13 protein-coding genes are annotated in these 13,637 nt (G+C 71.5%); 9 read left to right on the top strand and 4 right to left on the bottom strand.

Going from position 1 to position 13,637, the window contains the following annotated elements:
- Window positions 1–31: 31 nt before the first annotated feature.
- Window positions 32–226, bottom strand: a complete 195-nt coding sequence (locus FOF48_RS22980; RefSeq protein WP_143904913.1) for a hypothetical protein — start codon at window positions 224–226, stop codon at window positions 32–34.
- A 111-nt stretch (window positions 227–337) separates the two neighbouring features.
- Here FOF48_RS22980 and FOF48_RS22985 point away from each other — a divergent pair, with 111 nt between their 5' ends.
- From FOF48_RS22985 to coaBC, 5 genes are all read left to right on the top strand, one after another.
- Window positions 338–949, top strand: a complete 612-nt coding sequence (locus FOF48_RS22985) for a hypothetical protein (protein ID WP_143904914.1) — start codon at window positions 338–340, stop codon at window positions 947–949.
- Between the two features lie 78 nt (window positions 950–1,027).
- Complete coding sequence (locus tag FOF48_RS22990) at window positions 1,028–1,540, top strand: FHA domain-containing protein (RefSeq protein ID WP_143904915.1); 513 nt, start codon at window positions 1,028–1,030, stop codon at window positions 1,538–1,540.
- Between the two features lie 57 nt (window positions 1,541–1,597).
- Window positions 1,598–2,890, top strand: coding sequence for a Stp1/IreP family PP2C-type Ser/Thr phosphatase (locus tag FOF48_RS22995; protein WP_143904916.1), 1,293 nt, complete (start codon window positions 1,598–1,600; stop codon window positions 2,888–2,890).
- Between the two features lie 111 nt (window positions 2,891–3,001).
- Window positions 3,002–5,980, top strand: a complete 2,979-nt coding sequence (locus FOF48_RS23000; protein ID WP_143904917.1) for a carboxypeptidase regulatory-like domain-containing protein — start codon at window positions 3,002–3,004, stop codon at window positions 5,978–5,980.
- Window positions 5,981–6,020: 40 nt separating this feature from the next.
- On the top strand, window positions 6,021–7,238 hold the full coding sequence (gene coaBC / locus FOF48_RS23005) for a bifunctional phosphopantothenoylcysteine decarboxylase/phosphopantothenate--cysteine ligase CoaBC (RefSeq protein ID WP_143904918.1): 1,218 nt from the start codon (window positions 6,021–6,023) through the stop codon (window positions 7,236–7,238).
- 28 nt (window positions 7,239–7,266) lie between these two features.
- On the opposite strand, the gene FOF48_RS23010 is transcribed toward coaBC, so the two are convergent.
- Entirely contained in the window at window positions 7,267–8,325 is a 1,059-nt protein-coding gene (locus FOF48_RS23010) for an SDR family oxidoreductase (RefSeq protein WP_143904919.1), read from the bottom strand.
- 116 nt (window positions 8,326–8,441) lie between these two features.
- Between FOF48_RS23010 and FOF48_RS23015 the strand changes: the two genes are divergently transcribed.
- A complete protein-coding gene (locus tag FOF48_RS23015) occupies window positions 8,442–9,344 on the top strand; it encodes a LysR family transcriptional regulator (RefSeq protein ID WP_143904920.1) in 903 nt (300 codons plus the stop codon).
- A gap of 54 nt (window positions 9,345–9,398) precedes the next feature.
- On the opposite strand, the gene FOF48_RS23020 is transcribed toward FOF48_RS23015, so the two are convergent.
- Window positions 9,399–9,806: a hypothetical protein gene (locus FOF48_RS23020; RefSeq protein WP_143904921.1), complete on the bottom strand. Its 408-nt coding sequence runs from the start codon at window positions 9,804–9,806 to the stop codon at window positions 9,399–9,401.
- A 149-nt stretch (window positions 9,807–9,955) separates the two neighbouring features.
- Between FOF48_RS23020 and FOF48_RS23025 the strand changes: the two genes are divergently transcribed.
- The gene (locus tag FOF48_RS23025) at window positions 9,956–10,774 is read left to right on the top strand and encodes a helix-turn-helix domain-containing protein (protein WP_143904922.1); all 819 of its coding nucleotides are present in this window, start codon (window positions 9,956–9,958) and stop codon (window positions 10,772–10,774) included.
- A gap of 3 nt (window positions 10,775–10,777) precedes the next feature.
- Here FOF48_RS23025 and FOF48_RS23030 read toward each other — a convergent pair whose 3' ends face one another.
- Entirely contained in the window at window positions 10,778–11,341 is a 564-nt protein-coding gene (locus FOF48_RS23030) for an NADPH-dependent FMN reductase (RefSeq protein ID WP_143905119.1), read from the bottom strand.
- A 225-nt stretch (window positions 11,342–11,566) separates the two neighbouring features.
- On the opposite strand from FOF48_RS23030, the gene FOF48_RS23035 reads away from it, so the two are divergent.
- Both FOF48_RS23035 and FOF48_RS23040 read left to right on the top strand, forming a co-directional pair.
- Window positions 11,567–12,586, top strand: coding sequence for a uracil-DNA glycosylase family protein (locus tag FOF48_RS23035; RefSeq protein ID WP_143904923.1), 1,020 nt, complete (start codon window positions 11,567–11,569; stop codon window positions 12,584–12,586).
- 34 nt (window positions 12,587–12,620) lie between these two features.
- Window positions 12,621–13,628: an esterase family protein gene (locus FOF48_RS23040; protein ID WP_143904924.1), complete on the top strand. Its 1,008-nt coding sequence runs from the start codon at window positions 12,621–12,623 to the stop codon at window positions 13,626–13,628.
- The last annotated feature ends 9 nt before the right edge of the window (window positions 13,629–13,637 follow it).

Here is a 13,637-nt window from a genome sequence, read left to right on the forward strand (position 1 = left end):
CGCGGGTCGGTGGGCTGAAAGCAGCCCGGCTTCAGGCCGGGCGCGACACGGCGCGCGGGCGGGGCGCACCCTCGTAATACAGGCTGGCGTGTCCCTCACGGTAGACGACCAGCACCCGGTCGTTCTCCTCCAGGAGCCCCGAGGTCGTCTGGGTGACCTTGCGGACCAGGGTGTCGAGCTGCGCCGGACCCTGCTTGCTGCTGGCCCGGACCGTGACGACTGGCATGCGGTGTCCCGCTCCTAGAAAGCCCTCCCGCGATTCACGGAGGGCGTCGCGTGTCATAGCCAACGGAACACTTCGTTGACAAGCGCGCGCTGCCATGGGGGATAGAGTCCCATGACGCTCCTCGCTCGCGCATTGCTGGTTATTTCGCTTGCCCTGGGTTCCACGACCGCGTCCGCGCAGTCTCGCAGGTCGAACGAACTGGAAGGTCACGTCTCGCCCACGCCCGCATGGCTGCCCCGGGAGGTGTTCCTGGGCACGCAGCTGCGCAACGGCGCGGTCATCCCCAACCTGCACCTGACGTGGGAGTTCACCATCTTCCAGGACCGCAAGGATGCGTGGATCGCCGTGCTGGACGGCGGGGTGGGGTGGGCGGCGTCCCTGCCCGACACCGCGCTCCAGGGCTTCGTGCTGCCGGTGACGTCCTACTACGAGCACACCGCGCAGCTGGGGTTCGGCTACCGCAACCACCTGCCCGGCAAGGCCCACTGGGGCTTCCAGGTGACGGCGGGCCCCACCTTCTATGGCGCCCATTTCACCACCCAGCCCGCGGACCGGCGCGTCGCGGGCACCGTCCAGGGCCGCCTCCAGATTGGCTACCAGCTCCAGGACCTGGGCCTGGGGGTCGCCCTGGGCTACGCCGAGCCCTTCGGGCTGAAGAACCGCAGCTTCGCACGTGACTTCGTGGGTGGCGTGAACATCGGATTTTTCGCGGATTGGCGGTAGGGACGGGGTACACTCCGTGAGCGAGCGCGGACCGGCCGCCCGGTATGGGCGCCGGATGCCGCGTCCCCGTTCACGTCCATGGCAGAGCTGCTCAGTGCCCACGTCGCGCGTTACCTGCGCAACCGAGAGGAGTTCGAGCGGGGTCTCCCCGCCGGCATCCTCCTGTTCATGCCCGCCCTGGGCTCGGCTCCTTCCTCCGACCAGGAGGACTACCCGCTGCGCACCGTGACGAACGCGGGGCCGCCGACGCTCGGTCAGGACGAACCCATCGTCTTCCCGCTCGTCAAGTCCACGGGCAATGCCTTTGGCCGGGGCATCACCGTGGGGCGCACCGGCAACAACGACGTCGTCCTGGATGATGGCAGTGTGTCCCGGTTTCACGCGTGGTTTTCGCGGGACGCCGGGGATACCGGTTTTGTACTGACAGATGCGGGGTCGAAGAACGGTTCGTACGCGGCCGGAGGACGGCTGTTGCCCCGCAAACCCACGCCGGTGGGGGAGGGGATGCGGCTGCGCTTCGGGCAGGTGGAGGTCAGCTTCTACACGGCAGGCGGCTTCGCGCGCCTGCTGGCGGTGCGACTGCAACCCTGAAGCCTTGCCACGTCTTCGGCGGCCTGCGTAACGTGCGGAGTCACCCTCTAGGCACGGATGGGAGCGTTCGCGGTGGCCTTGACCACAGAAGCCTTCGGGCTGACCGATGTCGGCCGGAAACGGCAGCACAACGAAGACGCGATGATGGTGGACGCGTCGCTCGGCCTGTTCATGGTCGCCGATGGCATGGGCGGACACGCCGCGGGTGAAGTCGCCAGCGCGCGGGCCACGGAGGTCGTCAAGCAGCACATCGCGGCCAACCGGCACCTGCTCAAGGACCTGGCCCAGAACCCCACGGCGGACAGCCGCTCCGCGGCCGCCGCGCTGGTGGAGGTGGCGGTGCAGCGCGCGTGCGCGGACATCTACCGCGCGGCGATGACGGACGCCTCCAAGCGAGGCATGGGCACGACGTTCGTGTGCCTGGCGGTGGGGGGCAACAAGGGCGTCATCGGCCACGTGGGCGACAGCCGCGTGTACCTGGTGCGCCACGGCCAGTGCCACCGGCTCACCGAGGACCACACGCTCGTCGCCGCGCAGCTCAAGGCCGGCACCATCACCAAGGAGCAGGCGGCGACCTCGCAGTACCGCAACGTCATCACGCGCGCGGTGGGCATCCAGGAGTCGGTCCAGGTCGACACGCTCATCGTGGACCTGATGCCCGGCGACGTGTTCCTGCTCTGCTCCGACGGCCTGCACGGCTACCTCGAGGACGAGGAGATGCTCCCCCTCGTCGCGGGCCTGCAGCCCGGGGACCTGCCGCGCAAGCTCGTGGAGATCGCCAACGAGCGCGGCGGCAAGGACAACATCACCGCGGTGGTGGTGAAGGTGGCCGGCGACAGCGCGGCGCTCGCCAGCGAGGAGACGAGCGAGGCGCAGTCGCGCATGGAGGCGCTGCGGAAGATCCCGCTCTTCCGCCACCTCACGTACAAGGAACAGACGGCGGTGCTGTCCATCGCCACCACGCGCACCTATCCGGCGGGCCGGGAGATCGTCGTGGAGGGCCAGCCGGGCGAGGAGCTCTTCGTCGTCATCCGGGGCCGGGTCGCCATCGAGAAGAACGGCGTGGAGATCGCGGAGCTGCGCTCGGGCGGTCACTTTGGCGAGATGGGCCTCATCGACAACGCGCCCCGCTCCGCCACGGTGCGCGCCACGGAGCCCACCCGCACCATGGTCATCGCCCGCTCGGACCTGATGGGGCTGATGAAGCGCGAGGCCATCCTCGCGGTGAAGATGCTCTGGAGCTTCGTCCAGGTGCTGAGCGACCGGCTGCGCGCGACGAACTCGGAGCTGAGCGAGGCGCGGCAGGAGCTGGCCGTGGCCCAGGCCATCCAGCCGTTCGCCGAGGACTGAGCGGGACCCCCGGTGTCCGCTGGGGCGTCCTCAACAGGACGCTCCGGAATTTCCCGGGGGAAACCGTCGTTGGGGGGCCGGCCGGGGAGTAGGGTTTCCCCCCGCATCCGCATGCGCAAATGGCTCGTCATCGGAGTGGCCGCCGTGGTGGCGCTCGCCGCCATCGTGTGGGGGCCCCGGTGGGGCGCTGCGTCCGCGCGCCCCGTGTCGCCCGTTCCCGCCAACTCCATCCGCCAGGGGATGCCCGCGTTCAACGCGGTAGCGGTCTCGTCGGGGTCGCAGGAGGGGCTGACGCTCACCGGGCGCGTGCTGGACGGCGGTGGCAAGCCGGTGGCGGACGCGGAGGTGTCGCTCGCGGCCACGGCGGAGCGGACGCTGGCGGACGTGCGGTGCGATGAATGCGGGCAGGCGCTGCTGGCCTGCACCGCGCATGAGACGGCGCTGCACACGCGGGCCTTCTTCGAACAGCAGCAGGGCTTCCTCACGCCGCGCGCCACGGTGCGCACCGACGCGCAGGGGAGGTTCCGCTTCGAGCACCTGTCGGGCGTGTCCTTCTCCGTCTGGGCGAAGGCGGAGGGGCTGGGCGTGGCGCTCCGGACGCGGGCCGCGCCGGGAGAGCCGGTGGACCTGTACCTGCCGCCGCTGCGGAGCATCACCGGCACGGTGGTGGATGACTCCGGCCAGCCGAGGCCTGGGGCGCGGGTGCGCGCGGTGTCGCGCAAGGTGCCGCTGCCCTTCGAGGCGGTGGTGGGGGCGGGCGGGGCCTTCACCCTGTCGGGCCTGGGCGAAGGCCCCTTCTACGTGCTCGCGGACGCGGAGGGCTTCCAGCCCGCGGTGGCGCAGCAGGTGGAGGCGGACTCGCAGCCCTTGCGCCTGAAGCTGACGCCGTCGCGCACGCTGGAGGTGCGCGTGACGCGCGACGGGGCGCCCGCGGCGGCGACGGTGCGGCTGCGGGGCGACCACCTGACTCGCGAGGAGCACACGGAGGCACAGGGGGCGCCCGTGCGCTTCAACGGCCTGTATCCGGACGAGGTGGTGGTGACGGCGGAGGCGCCGGGCTTCGGATCCGCGCCCCAGATGCTCACGCTGTCGCAGCGGGTGACGCAGGTGACGCTGGAGCTGGAGGCCGCGGGCCGGCTGCTCGTCACGGTGGTGGACGAGGAGGGGCAGCCCGTTCCGAACCCGCAGCTCCTGCTGCGCACGGTGGCGGGCGACCTCATCCGCCGCGACGCGGTGCCCACCGGGGCGCTGGCGGAGCTGGGGCCGCTGGCGCCGGGCGAGTACGTGCTGGAGGGGCAGGCGGAGGGCTTCACCACGGCGCAGCTTCCCGCGCGCGTGGCGCAGGGGGAGACGCCGCTGGAGCTGGAGCTGGCGAAGGCCCTGCTCATCACCGGGCAGGTCATCGACGAGTACGGCCGGCCCGCGTCGAACGTGTCCATCCTGGTGCAGCCCACCGGCGAGGTGACCCACGCGGGCGAGGACGGCCGCTTCGCGGCGCAGGTGCCCATGGCGGGCCTCTACACGCTCCACGCGCACCACTCCGAGTGGGGCGGCGGCAGCGTGCAGGTGACGGCGCCCGCGACGGACGTGACGCTGTCGCTGGAGGCGAAGGCGGGCGTGGACGTGACGGTGTCCAGCGGCGGCCGGCGGGTGGAGGGCGCGGACGTGGTGATGTGGGCGGACCCGGAGAACATCTTCCGCAGCGACCGTCCCTCTGGCCCGGACGGCGTCGTGCCCATGCGCGGGCTGCCTCCGGGCACGTACCAACTGATGGCGTCGCATCCGGAGTACCTGCAGTCGACGCCCCGCTCCGTGACGATGCAGGACGGCGCCACGCAGCAGGTGGCGGTGACGCTGGAGCCCGGCGCGCAGCTGGCGGGCGACGTGGTGGACGAGGACGGTCAGCCGGTGGTGGGCGCGGCGATGAGCGTGATGCCGCGCGTGGCGGAGCCGGTGCAGTCGGACTCGAGCGGTCACTTCGAGTTCCGCGCGCTGCGGCCGGACCGCACCTACGTGGTGGAGGCACGGCACACCGGCTACGAGGCGATGGAGCGGCCGCAGGGCAAGCCGGGCGGCCCGCCGGTGCAGGTGAAGATGCGCCGGCGCACGACGTTCCGGGGCCGCGTGGTGGACGACTCCGGCCAGCCGGTGCGCCGCTTCCGCGTGGACGAGCACGACGTGAACAGCCAGGACGGGCGGTTCGAGCTGCCGCTGTCCACGGCGGGGGACCGGCTCATCGTCGCGGTGGACGCGCCGGGCTACGAGCCCCAGGTGGTGGACCGCCCGTCGAAGACGCCGGACATGGGCGACGTGGTGTTGGTGAAGGCGCCATCGGTGTCCGGTCAGGTGCGGGATGCGTCGGGCGGCGCGGTGGCGGACGCGGTGGTGACGTGCGACGTGTGTGACGGGTCGGTGCTCTCGGGGCCGGACGGCCGCTTCACGCTGGCGAGTCCGCCCTTCGTGCCGCGCTTCACCGTGTCCGCGCGCAAGGGCAAGGTGAGCGGCACGCAGGAGGTGCCGCGGGGGAGCACGGCGCCGGTGGAGTTGACGCTCAAGCCCGCGACGCACCTGACGGGCCGGGTGTACCTGTCGGACGGGCGGCCCGCGGCGGGGTCCCAGGTGGATGGACTCAACGCGGACCGCAGCGAGACCGTGTCGCTCATCACGGGCGCGGACGGCCGCTACAGCGCGGACCTGTCGCCGGGCAGCTACCGCTTCGTGGTGGGCGGGCGCGGGGGCGTGGGCGAGCCGGCGGTGGTGGTGCAGGTGGCGGGCGCGGACATGACGCTGGACCTGGGGCCGGTGCCGGGCACGGGGTCGCTCACGGTGCTGCTCCAGCCGGAGCGGGGCAAGGCGCTGTGGGTGGTGCCGGGCGACGTGGGGGCGGTGGGGAACCCTCCCGCGGAGCTGTTGCGCTCGCGCTACGCGCAGCTCGTCTACCAGCCGATGACGGAGCGGGTGGTGGTGCAGGGCCTGAGGCCGGGTCGCTACACGCTGGTGTGGGGCTCCTTCCACGTGGAGACGCCGGGGGCGGGCCCGGTGGTGCGCGCGGTGGAGGTGCCCTCCCAGGGCGAGGTGTCCCTGCGGTAGTCGTGTTGCGACCGGACGGGCTGGCGCGTAATGAAGCCGCATGGACGCATCGGCATTGAAGGGTCGCCGGATCATCGTCGGCGTGGGTGGCGGCATCGCGGCGTACAAGGCCTGCGAGCTGGTGCGTGAGCTGGGGCGCGCGGGCGCGGAGGTGCGGGTGGCCATGACGGAGGCCGCGCGCCAGTTCGTCACCCCGCTCACCTTCCAGGCGCTCGTGGGGCATCCCCCGCTCACGGACTACTTCGACCCGGCGCAAGAGGGAAACTTCGGCCACCTGGACCTCGCCCGCTGGGGAGAGGCCTACGTGGTGGCCCCGGCGACGGCGGACCTGCTCGCGAAGATTCGCGCGGGCTTGGGCGGGGACGCGGTGACGACGTCGCTGCTCGCCTTCAAGGGCGCGGTGGTGCTGGCGCCCGCGATGAACGTGGCGATGTGGGAGAACGCCCGGACGCAGGAGAACGTCGCGTCGCTGGTGGCGGACCCGCGCTTCACGACGGTGGGGCCGGGCGCGGGGATGCTGGCGTGCGGAGACGTGGGGTCGGGCCGACTGGCGGACGTGGGCGCCATCGTGTCCGCGGTGGCGGCGCGGCTGGGCGGCGGTCCGCTCACCGGCAAGCAGGTGCTGGTGACGGCGGGCCCCACGCGCGAGTACCTGGATCCGGTGCGGTTCATCTCCAACCCGTCCACGGGGAAGATGGGCCTGGCGCTCGCGCACGAGGCCCGGGCGATGGGGGCCACGGTGACGGTGGTGCTGGGGCCGGTGGGCCCGGTGGACCGCACGGGCCTGGAGGTGGTGGACGTGGTGAGCGCGGAGGACATGGCGCGCGAGGTGCTGGCGCGCGTGGAGTCCGCGGACGCGTTCATCGCCACGGCGGCGGTGAGCGACTGGCGTCCGGAGACGCGGGCCCCGCAGAAGGTGAAGAAGGGCGAGGGCCCGGAGAACCTGCGTCTGGTGCGCACGCCGGACGTGCTGCTGGAGGCGTCGCGCAAGGTGGCGGGCAGGGCGAAGCGCCCGGTGCTGGTGGGCTTCGCGGCGGAGACGGAGCGGGTGGTGGAGCACGCGCGCGAGAAGCTGGAGCGCAAGGGCCTGGACGCCATCGTCGCCAACGACGTCACCGCCGAGGGCGCGGGGTTCGGCACGGACACGAACCGCGTGACGGTGCTCACGCGCTCGGGGGCGGACCGGATGCTGGAGGGCAGCAAGCGCGCGGTGGCGGCGGAGATCCTGGCGCTGCTGCTGGTGCCACCACGCGGCTGAGCAGCTCCTCGCTGCTACACGCAAGCGCTCAGGGGATGACCTTGAGGCGGCGATAGTCCGCGAAGATCTCGCGGAACATCACCTCCGACTCGATGTGCTCCTGGAACCCGAACCGCCGCGCCTTGGTGGTGTCCGCGAGGAAGTCGAAGTTCGTGGAGAACACCCCGTGGGCATGGCGCCACGGGTTGATGTCCGCGTACGCGTTTCGCGCGAGCCCGTGCTTCGCCACCATCGTGTCCCAGAGCGGTCCCTTGTCCGCCATCACGTCGACCAGTGACAGGGGCAGGGGCGGCGCGACCTCCATGTCGAACATGCGGGCGATCTTCGGCCACATCTCGCTCCAGCGGAACTGGTCGCCGTTGTTGATATTAAAGGCCTGGTTGGCGCTCTTGGGGTTCGTCGCCGCCCAGAAGGTGGCGCGCGCCAGCAGCCGGGCGTCGGTGACGTCCAGGAGGATGTCGTAGGCGGCCGGCGGCCCGGGGAAGCGCAGCGGGAGTCCCAGCTCCTTTGACATGGCGGCGTATATCCCGATGGCCAGCGCCGCGTTCATCGGCGTGCCCATCGCGTAGCCGACCACGACGGAGGGGCGGATCGCGGACCAGGTCCACGCCTTGCCCTTCTGAAGGCGCTCCAGGAAGTCCTGCTGCTCCACGTTGAACTCGGGGGGCATGTGATGCGCATCCGTCTCCCGGGCGGGCGTCTTGAACGGGCCCAGGTGCGCGCCATAGACCTTGTAGCCCTGCATCAGGCTGATGTGCTGGAGCCCCTTGGCGATGGGCTCCACCGCGTTCACCACGTTGACGAGCATGGCGACGTTGGGCGCCACCAACTCCACGGGTGTCGGCCGGTCCTGGTACGCGGCATAAAAGATGTGGGTCACCTGCGTCAGCCCGCCCAGCTTCCTTCGGCTGTCCTCCGCGTCGAGCAGGTCCACCGAGATGAAGCGCACGCGCTCCCGGGCTTCGCCTCCCCGGCGCGACAGTCCGATGACCTCCCACCCTTCGAGTGTCTCCAGGTGGGCGATGAGGTTGAGTCCGGCGATTCCGTTGGCCCCGACGACCAGGGCCACATTCTTGGGGGTGTTCATGGTGTCCTCCGTGCGGCTCGGGACGGGACGGTCTCGGGTCCGCGAGAGGTCTAGTATTCGCGTGCCATGACGCGGGGTAGGGCACCGCCAGGCACAGGACTTGTGAGTTCAATTCAATGGCGCGTCTGGAAATCAATCGCTCCGGAGAGATGGAAGTCTTCGTCCGGGTCGTCGAGCAGGAAGGGTTCTCCGCGGCGGCGCGCACGCTGCGGATGACGCCGTCGGCGGTCAGCAAGCTCGTCGCCCGGCTGGAAGCCCGCCTGGGGGCGCGGCTCGTCCACCGCAACACCCGGGGCTTCCAGCTCACCGCCGAAGGCTGTGTCTTCTACGAGCGCAGCGTCCAGGTGCTCGCGGAACTGGAGTCCGCCGAGCGCGGTGTCACCTCGCACGACGCGCCTTCAGGCCGCGTGCGCGTCAACACCAACGTCCCCTATGGCACGCACTTCCTGCTGCCCCACGTGCCGGCGTTCCGCGAACGCTTCCCGGGCATCAGCCTGGACATCGGGCTCACGGATCAGGTGGTGGATCTGCTCGAGGAGCGCGCGGACGTGGCCATCCGCGCGGGCCCGCTCAAGTCCTCCAACCTCATCGCGCGCAGGCTGGGGGAGACGCGCAAGATCATCATCGGCGCGCCGGCCTACCTGAAGCGCGTGGGCACGCCGAAGACGGTGGCCGACCTGCAACGACACACCCGCATCGCGGCCAGCCACACGCCCGCCCTCGAGCAGTGGCCGCTCGTCGAACGGGGCGCCGGGGTGAGCGTGCCCACCTCCGGCACGCTGTCGGCCAGCGACGGCGAAGCGCTGCGGACCCTGGCGCTCGCGGGGGCAGGCCTCGCGCGAATCGCGGCCTTCCAGGTGCGCGAGGACGTCAAGGCGGGGCGGCTCGTCGCGGTGCTGGAGGATCGCAATCCGGGGGACACCGTGGTCTTCCACGCGGTGTTCCTCGATCCCGCGAAGCACCTCCCGGCGCGCATCCGAGCGTTCCTGGACTACTTCAGCGAAGTGGGCATGGGCTGACGCAGGGCCCGCGCGGCGCGACGTGGGGCGCCACCGCGCGGCCCCTGAGCCCGCTCAGGCCAGGGCCGCGGTGTCGCCGCGCCGCAGCCCCGCGTACTCCAGCGCCGCGAACGCCGCGACCGCCAGCGCCTGGGCCGTGACGAACAGCACCCCGAGCCCCGTCGGCGCCGTCGGGCCGTGGGTGATCAGCAGCACGCTGTCCACGACCCACAGCGCGTTCACGGCGACCACGAACCACACCGGCCAGGCGGGCAGGGTGGCCCGCGACGCGAGGAACCCGAGCATCAGGGCGAAGGGAATCAACCCCAGCCCCGCCGCGCGCAGCAGCCCCGGCTCCAGGCCCAGCAGCGGACCCATGGGGCCCGCGGCCACCGCCATCAACAGGCCCATGGCCCCGCTGGCGACACCATCCAGCAGCAGCGCACGGCGCAACAGGCTTCCCGACATGTTCTTGTGGCTCATGGCACGCGTTCCTTCGCGAAGAGGTGGAGACGGCGGAGTGGGCCGCGAGGCCGTCCGTCGCTGAGCGTCAAGATGCGAGCCGGCCCGCGCGCTGTCGATTACCTCCGAGGGAATGGAAGCGCTGACGTGGGCCCCCTATCTTCACCGCCATGACGAGCCTTCAGCAGAGCCGTCCCGTGGGAGAGCTGCTGCGCGGCTGGCGGCAGCGGCGGGGCTTGAGCCAGATGGACCTCGCCTTGCGCGCGGAGGTCTCCACCCGTCACGTCAGCTTCCTGGAGACCGGCCGCTCCCAGCCCAGCCGGGAGATGCTGCTCCACCTGGCGGAGGAGCTGGACGTGCCCCTGAGAGATCGCAACGGCCTCCTGGTGGCGGCGGGCTTCGCGCCCGTCTTCGCCGAGCGCCCCCTGGATGATCCCGCGCTGCGCGCCACGCGCGAGGCCGTGGAGCTGGTGCTCGCGGGCCATGAGCCGTACCCGGCGCTCGCGGTGGACCGGCACTGGACGCTCGTCACCGCGAACCGCGCGGTGGGCGCGCTCCTGGCGGACGTGGCCCCGGAGATGCTCCAGCCGCCGGTCAACGTCCTGCGCCTGAGCCTGCACCCCTCCGGCCTCGCGCCGCGCATCGAGAACCTGCGGCAGTGGCGCGACCACGTCCTCATGCGGCTGCACCGGCAGGTGGACATCACCGCGGACGCCACGCTCGCGGCGCTCCTGGAGGAGCTGCGCGGCTACCCGGTGCCGGAGGCCCCTGGCGACGCGAAGGCCCGCGACTTCGCGGGCGTGGTGGTGCCCCTGCGCGTGCGTACGTCGCTGGGGCGGCTGTCCCTGTTCAGCACCACCACCGTGTTCGGCACGCCCGTGGACATCACGCTCGCGGAGCTGGCCATCGAGTCGTTCTTCCCGGCGGATCCCGACACGGCGGAGGTGCTGCGGCGGGCCGCCTCGGAGCGGGCCCGCCAGGACACCTGAGGGCTACGGCTTCACGCGCACCGTCCGCAGCGCGGTGCCCCAGGCGACGACCTGATCCAGCAGCGTGTTCACCGACTTCTCCTTGGCCGGGTCCGGCTTGAAGATGGTGTAGTGCTCGAAGTCGGTGGAGAGGAACAGCTGCACCTGCGCGCGCACCGTGGCGAGCTGGAGCTCCGCGGCGACGAGGCGCAGCTGCTCCACCGCGCGCACACCGCCCGCGCTGCCGTAGCCCACGAAGCCCGCAGCCTTGTTGTTCCATTCGCCGTAGACGAAATCGAGCGCGTTCTTCAGCGCGCCGGACGTGCCGTGGTTGTACTCGGGCGTGACGAAGACGTACGCGTCATACCCGGCGACGGTCGCGGCCCACTTCTGGGTGTGCGCCTGGGTGTACTTGCCCATCGACGGGGGGGCCGGTTCGTCCAGCAGCGGCAGCTGGAAGTCCTGGATGTCGACCACTTCGTATGTGGCGTCCGTGCGCTTCTTCGCGATGTCATGGACCCACCGGGCGACGGTGTCCGCCTTGCGGCCCGGCCTCGTGCTACCAACGACGATGGCCACCTTGATCATATCCACGGTGCTCCTGGGAAAGAGGGCATGTGCGTGCCGCCGGACCTTCTCCCGCGCGGCCTCCCGGAGGCAAAGGTGGTTCGCCTGGGGTGTGTCCTGATTCGACCAGAGGCCGCCCTTGTGCTCGGAAGGTGGCGGAGGACCCGGCCCTGGGCTAAGCGTACAGGCAACTTCCCTGGCTGCTTCCTTGCGCCGGGGCGGCCCCTCCGCTACCGATCCAACACCGTGACCGACGACACGCTCGATTCCGCGCAGGAGCTGGCCGACGTGCTCCAGGACGTGCGCCGCCACCTCCTCTGGCAGGAGGAGACCGGTGGCCGCGCCCTCCTCGTGGACGCGAGGGTCGCCGCCGAGCTCCAGCAGCAGCGCGCGGCCGCCTCGTCGGTGCGCTCGATGATCACCCGAGCCCGGCCCCCCGAGCCGGCCGTCGCCCCCCCGGCACCCCGGCCCCCGGTGGAGTCCCCCTCGCGCGACACCCTGCACGCCGCGATGAAGCAGCCGCTGGGCGCCCCCCGCCCCCCGCCCCCCGCTCCGCCTCCGGTGATGGCCTCGCGCCCCCTGGCCGCCGACGCGGGAGCCCCGCGCGCCGCGCCAGCGCCGTCCCCGGGGATGCTGTTGGACGTGCCCCGGACGACGCCCCGCTCCAGCGGCGCGCTGCCCGGCGTCGTGGAGGGCGAGCGCCCCACGTTGGATCAGATCCGCCGCGAGCTGGGCGACTGCCGCCGCTGCAAGCTGTGCACGGGCCGCAAGAACATCGTGTTCGGCTCCGGCAACCCGCGCGCGGACCTGGTGTTCGTGGGCGAGGGCCCCGGTGAGAACGAGGACATCCAGGGCGTGCCCTTCGTGGGCGCCGCGGGCGACCTGCTCACCAAGATGATCGGCGCCATGGGCTTCACCCGCGATGACGTCTACATCTGCAACGTCGTGAAGTGCCGCCCGCCGGGCAACCGCAACCCGGAGCCGGACGAGATCGCCGCGTGCGAACCGTTCCTGCGCTCCCAACTGCTCGCGCTCCAGCCGAAGGTGATCGTCGCGCTGGGCAAGTTCGCGGCGCAGACGCTGCTGCGCGACACCACGCCCATCACCCGCATGCGGGGCGCGTGGCGCGAATACGAGGGCATCCGGCTCATGCCCACCTTCCACCCGGCCTACCTGCTGCGCAACAGCGCGGAGAAGCGCAAGGCGTGGGAGGACCTGCAACAGGTGATGAAGCTGTTCGGCAAGCATCCGGGCTCCAGCGCGTGAACCGCGCGGCGCACGGCGACCAGGAGAGACCGCGATGAAGGGAGTGCTCGAGACGCGCGAAGTGCAGTCGCCCGCGCTGGAGAACAATCCGCTGGGAGATCCGGCCCGCCGCCGGCTCACCGTGTACCTGCCGCCGGGCTACGCCGAGGGCACCCAGCGCTACCCGGTCGTCTACTTCCTGCACGCCTTCGGCAACGGCGCCGGCTCCTGGACGAACGCGTCCGGCTTCTCGCCCTCCGTGCCGGACCGCCTGGATGCGCTCATCGAACAGGGCGCCATTCCCCCCGTCATCGGCGTGTTCCCGGACGCGTGGACGAAGCTGGGCGGCAGCCAGTGGGTGAACAGCGACGCCATCGGCCGCTACCGCGACTACCTGGTCAAGGACGTCGTCGGGTTCGTGGACCGCACCTTCCGCACGCTGCCCAAGGCGGCCTCGCGCGCGGTGGTGGGCCACAGCTCCGGCGGCTATGGCGCGCTGGTGATGGGCCGCTACCACCCGGAGGTCTTCTCCCTGGTGGGCGCGCACGCGCCGGACTCCTACTTCGAGTATTCCTACATGCCCGACCTGCCCAAGGCGGCCGCCGCGCTGTTGAAGGCGGGCGGCGTGGAGTCCTGGGTGACGGAGCTGCGTCAGCGCGCGCGCGACACCAAGGTGCGCGGCGACGACTTCCCGGTCATCAACATCCTGGCGATGGCGGCGGCGTACTCGCCGAAGAAGGGCGAGCCGCTCAACCTGGAGCTGCCCTTCGAACAGCACAACGCGAGGCTGCGCCTGGACGTGTGGAACCGGTGGCTGGTGCACGACCCGGTGCGCTTCGTGCCCAAGTTCCTGGACTCCTTCCGCAAGCTGAAGACCGTCTATCTGGACGCCGGCACCCGCGACGAGTTCAACCTGCGCTGGGGGACGCGCATGGTGGCGGACGACCTCAAGGGCGGCGGCGTGGACGTGGTGCACGAGGAGTTCGAGGACGGGCACTCGGGCGTGTCGTACCGCTTCGAGCGGTCGCTCGCGGTGCTGGTGCCGCGCCTGACGCAGGACTGATGGGGGAAG

The organism is Corallococcus sp. Z5C101001, from assembly GCF_007352635.1.
In the GTDB taxonomy this organism is placed as follows: Bacteria; Myxococcota; Myxococcia; order Myxococcales; family Myxococcaceae; genus Corallococcus; species Corallococcus silvisoli.

What these genes read in the sequence shown, in the direction of transcription:
- FOF48_RS22980 (WP_143904913.1), bottom strand. Translation starts at nt 226, where the DNA reads ATGCCAGTCGTCACGGTCCGGGCCAGCAGCAAGCAGGGTCCGGCGCAG.
- FOF48_RS22985 (WP_143904914.1), top strand. Translation starts at nt 338, where the DNA reads ATGACGCTCCTCGCTCGCGCATTGCTGGTTATTTCGCTTGCCCTGGGT.
- FOF48_RS22990 (WP_143904915.1), top strand. Translation starts at nt 1,028, where the DNA reads ATGGCAGAGCTGCTCAGTGCCCACGTCGCGCGTTACCTGCGCAACCGA.
- FOF48_RS22995 (WP_143904916.1), top strand. Translation starts at nt 1,598, where the DNA reads ATGGGAGCGTTCGCGGTGGCCTTGACCACAGAAGCCTTCGGGCTGACC.
- FOF48_RS23000 (WP_143904917.1), top strand. Translation starts at nt 3,002, where the DNA reads ATGCGCAAATGGCTCGTCATCGGAGTGGCCGCCGTGGTGGCGCTCGCC.
- coaBC (WP_143904918.1), top strand. Translation starts at nt 6,021, where the DNA reads ATGGACGCATCGGCATTGAAGGGTCGCCGGATCATCGTCGGCGTGGGT.
- FOF48_RS23010 (WP_143904919.1), bottom strand. Translation starts at nt 8,325, where the DNA reads ATGAACACCCCCAAGAATGTGGCCCTGGTCGTCGGGGCCAACGGAATC.
- FOF48_RS23015 (WP_143904920.1), top strand. Translation starts at nt 8,442, where the DNA reads ATGGCGCGTCTGGAAATCAATCGCTCCGGAGAGATGGAAGTCTTCGTC.
- FOF48_RS23020 (WP_143904921.1), bottom strand. Translation starts at nt 9,806, where the DNA reads ATGAGCCACAAGAACATGTCGGGAAGCCTGTTGCGCCGTGCGCTGCTG.
- FOF48_RS23025 (WP_143904922.1), top strand. Translation starts at nt 9,956, where the DNA reads ATGACGAGCCTTCAGCAGAGCCGTCCCGTGGGAGAGCTGCTGCGCGGC.
- FOF48_RS23030 (WP_143905119.1), bottom strand. Translation starts at nt 11,341, where the DNA reads ATGATCAAGGTGGCCATCGTCGTTGGTAGCACGAGGCCGGGCCGCAAG.
- FOF48_RS23040 (WP_143904924.1), top strand. Translation starts at nt 12,621, where the DNA reads ATGAAGGGAGTGCTCGAGACGCGCGAAGTGCAGTCGCCCGCGCTGGAG.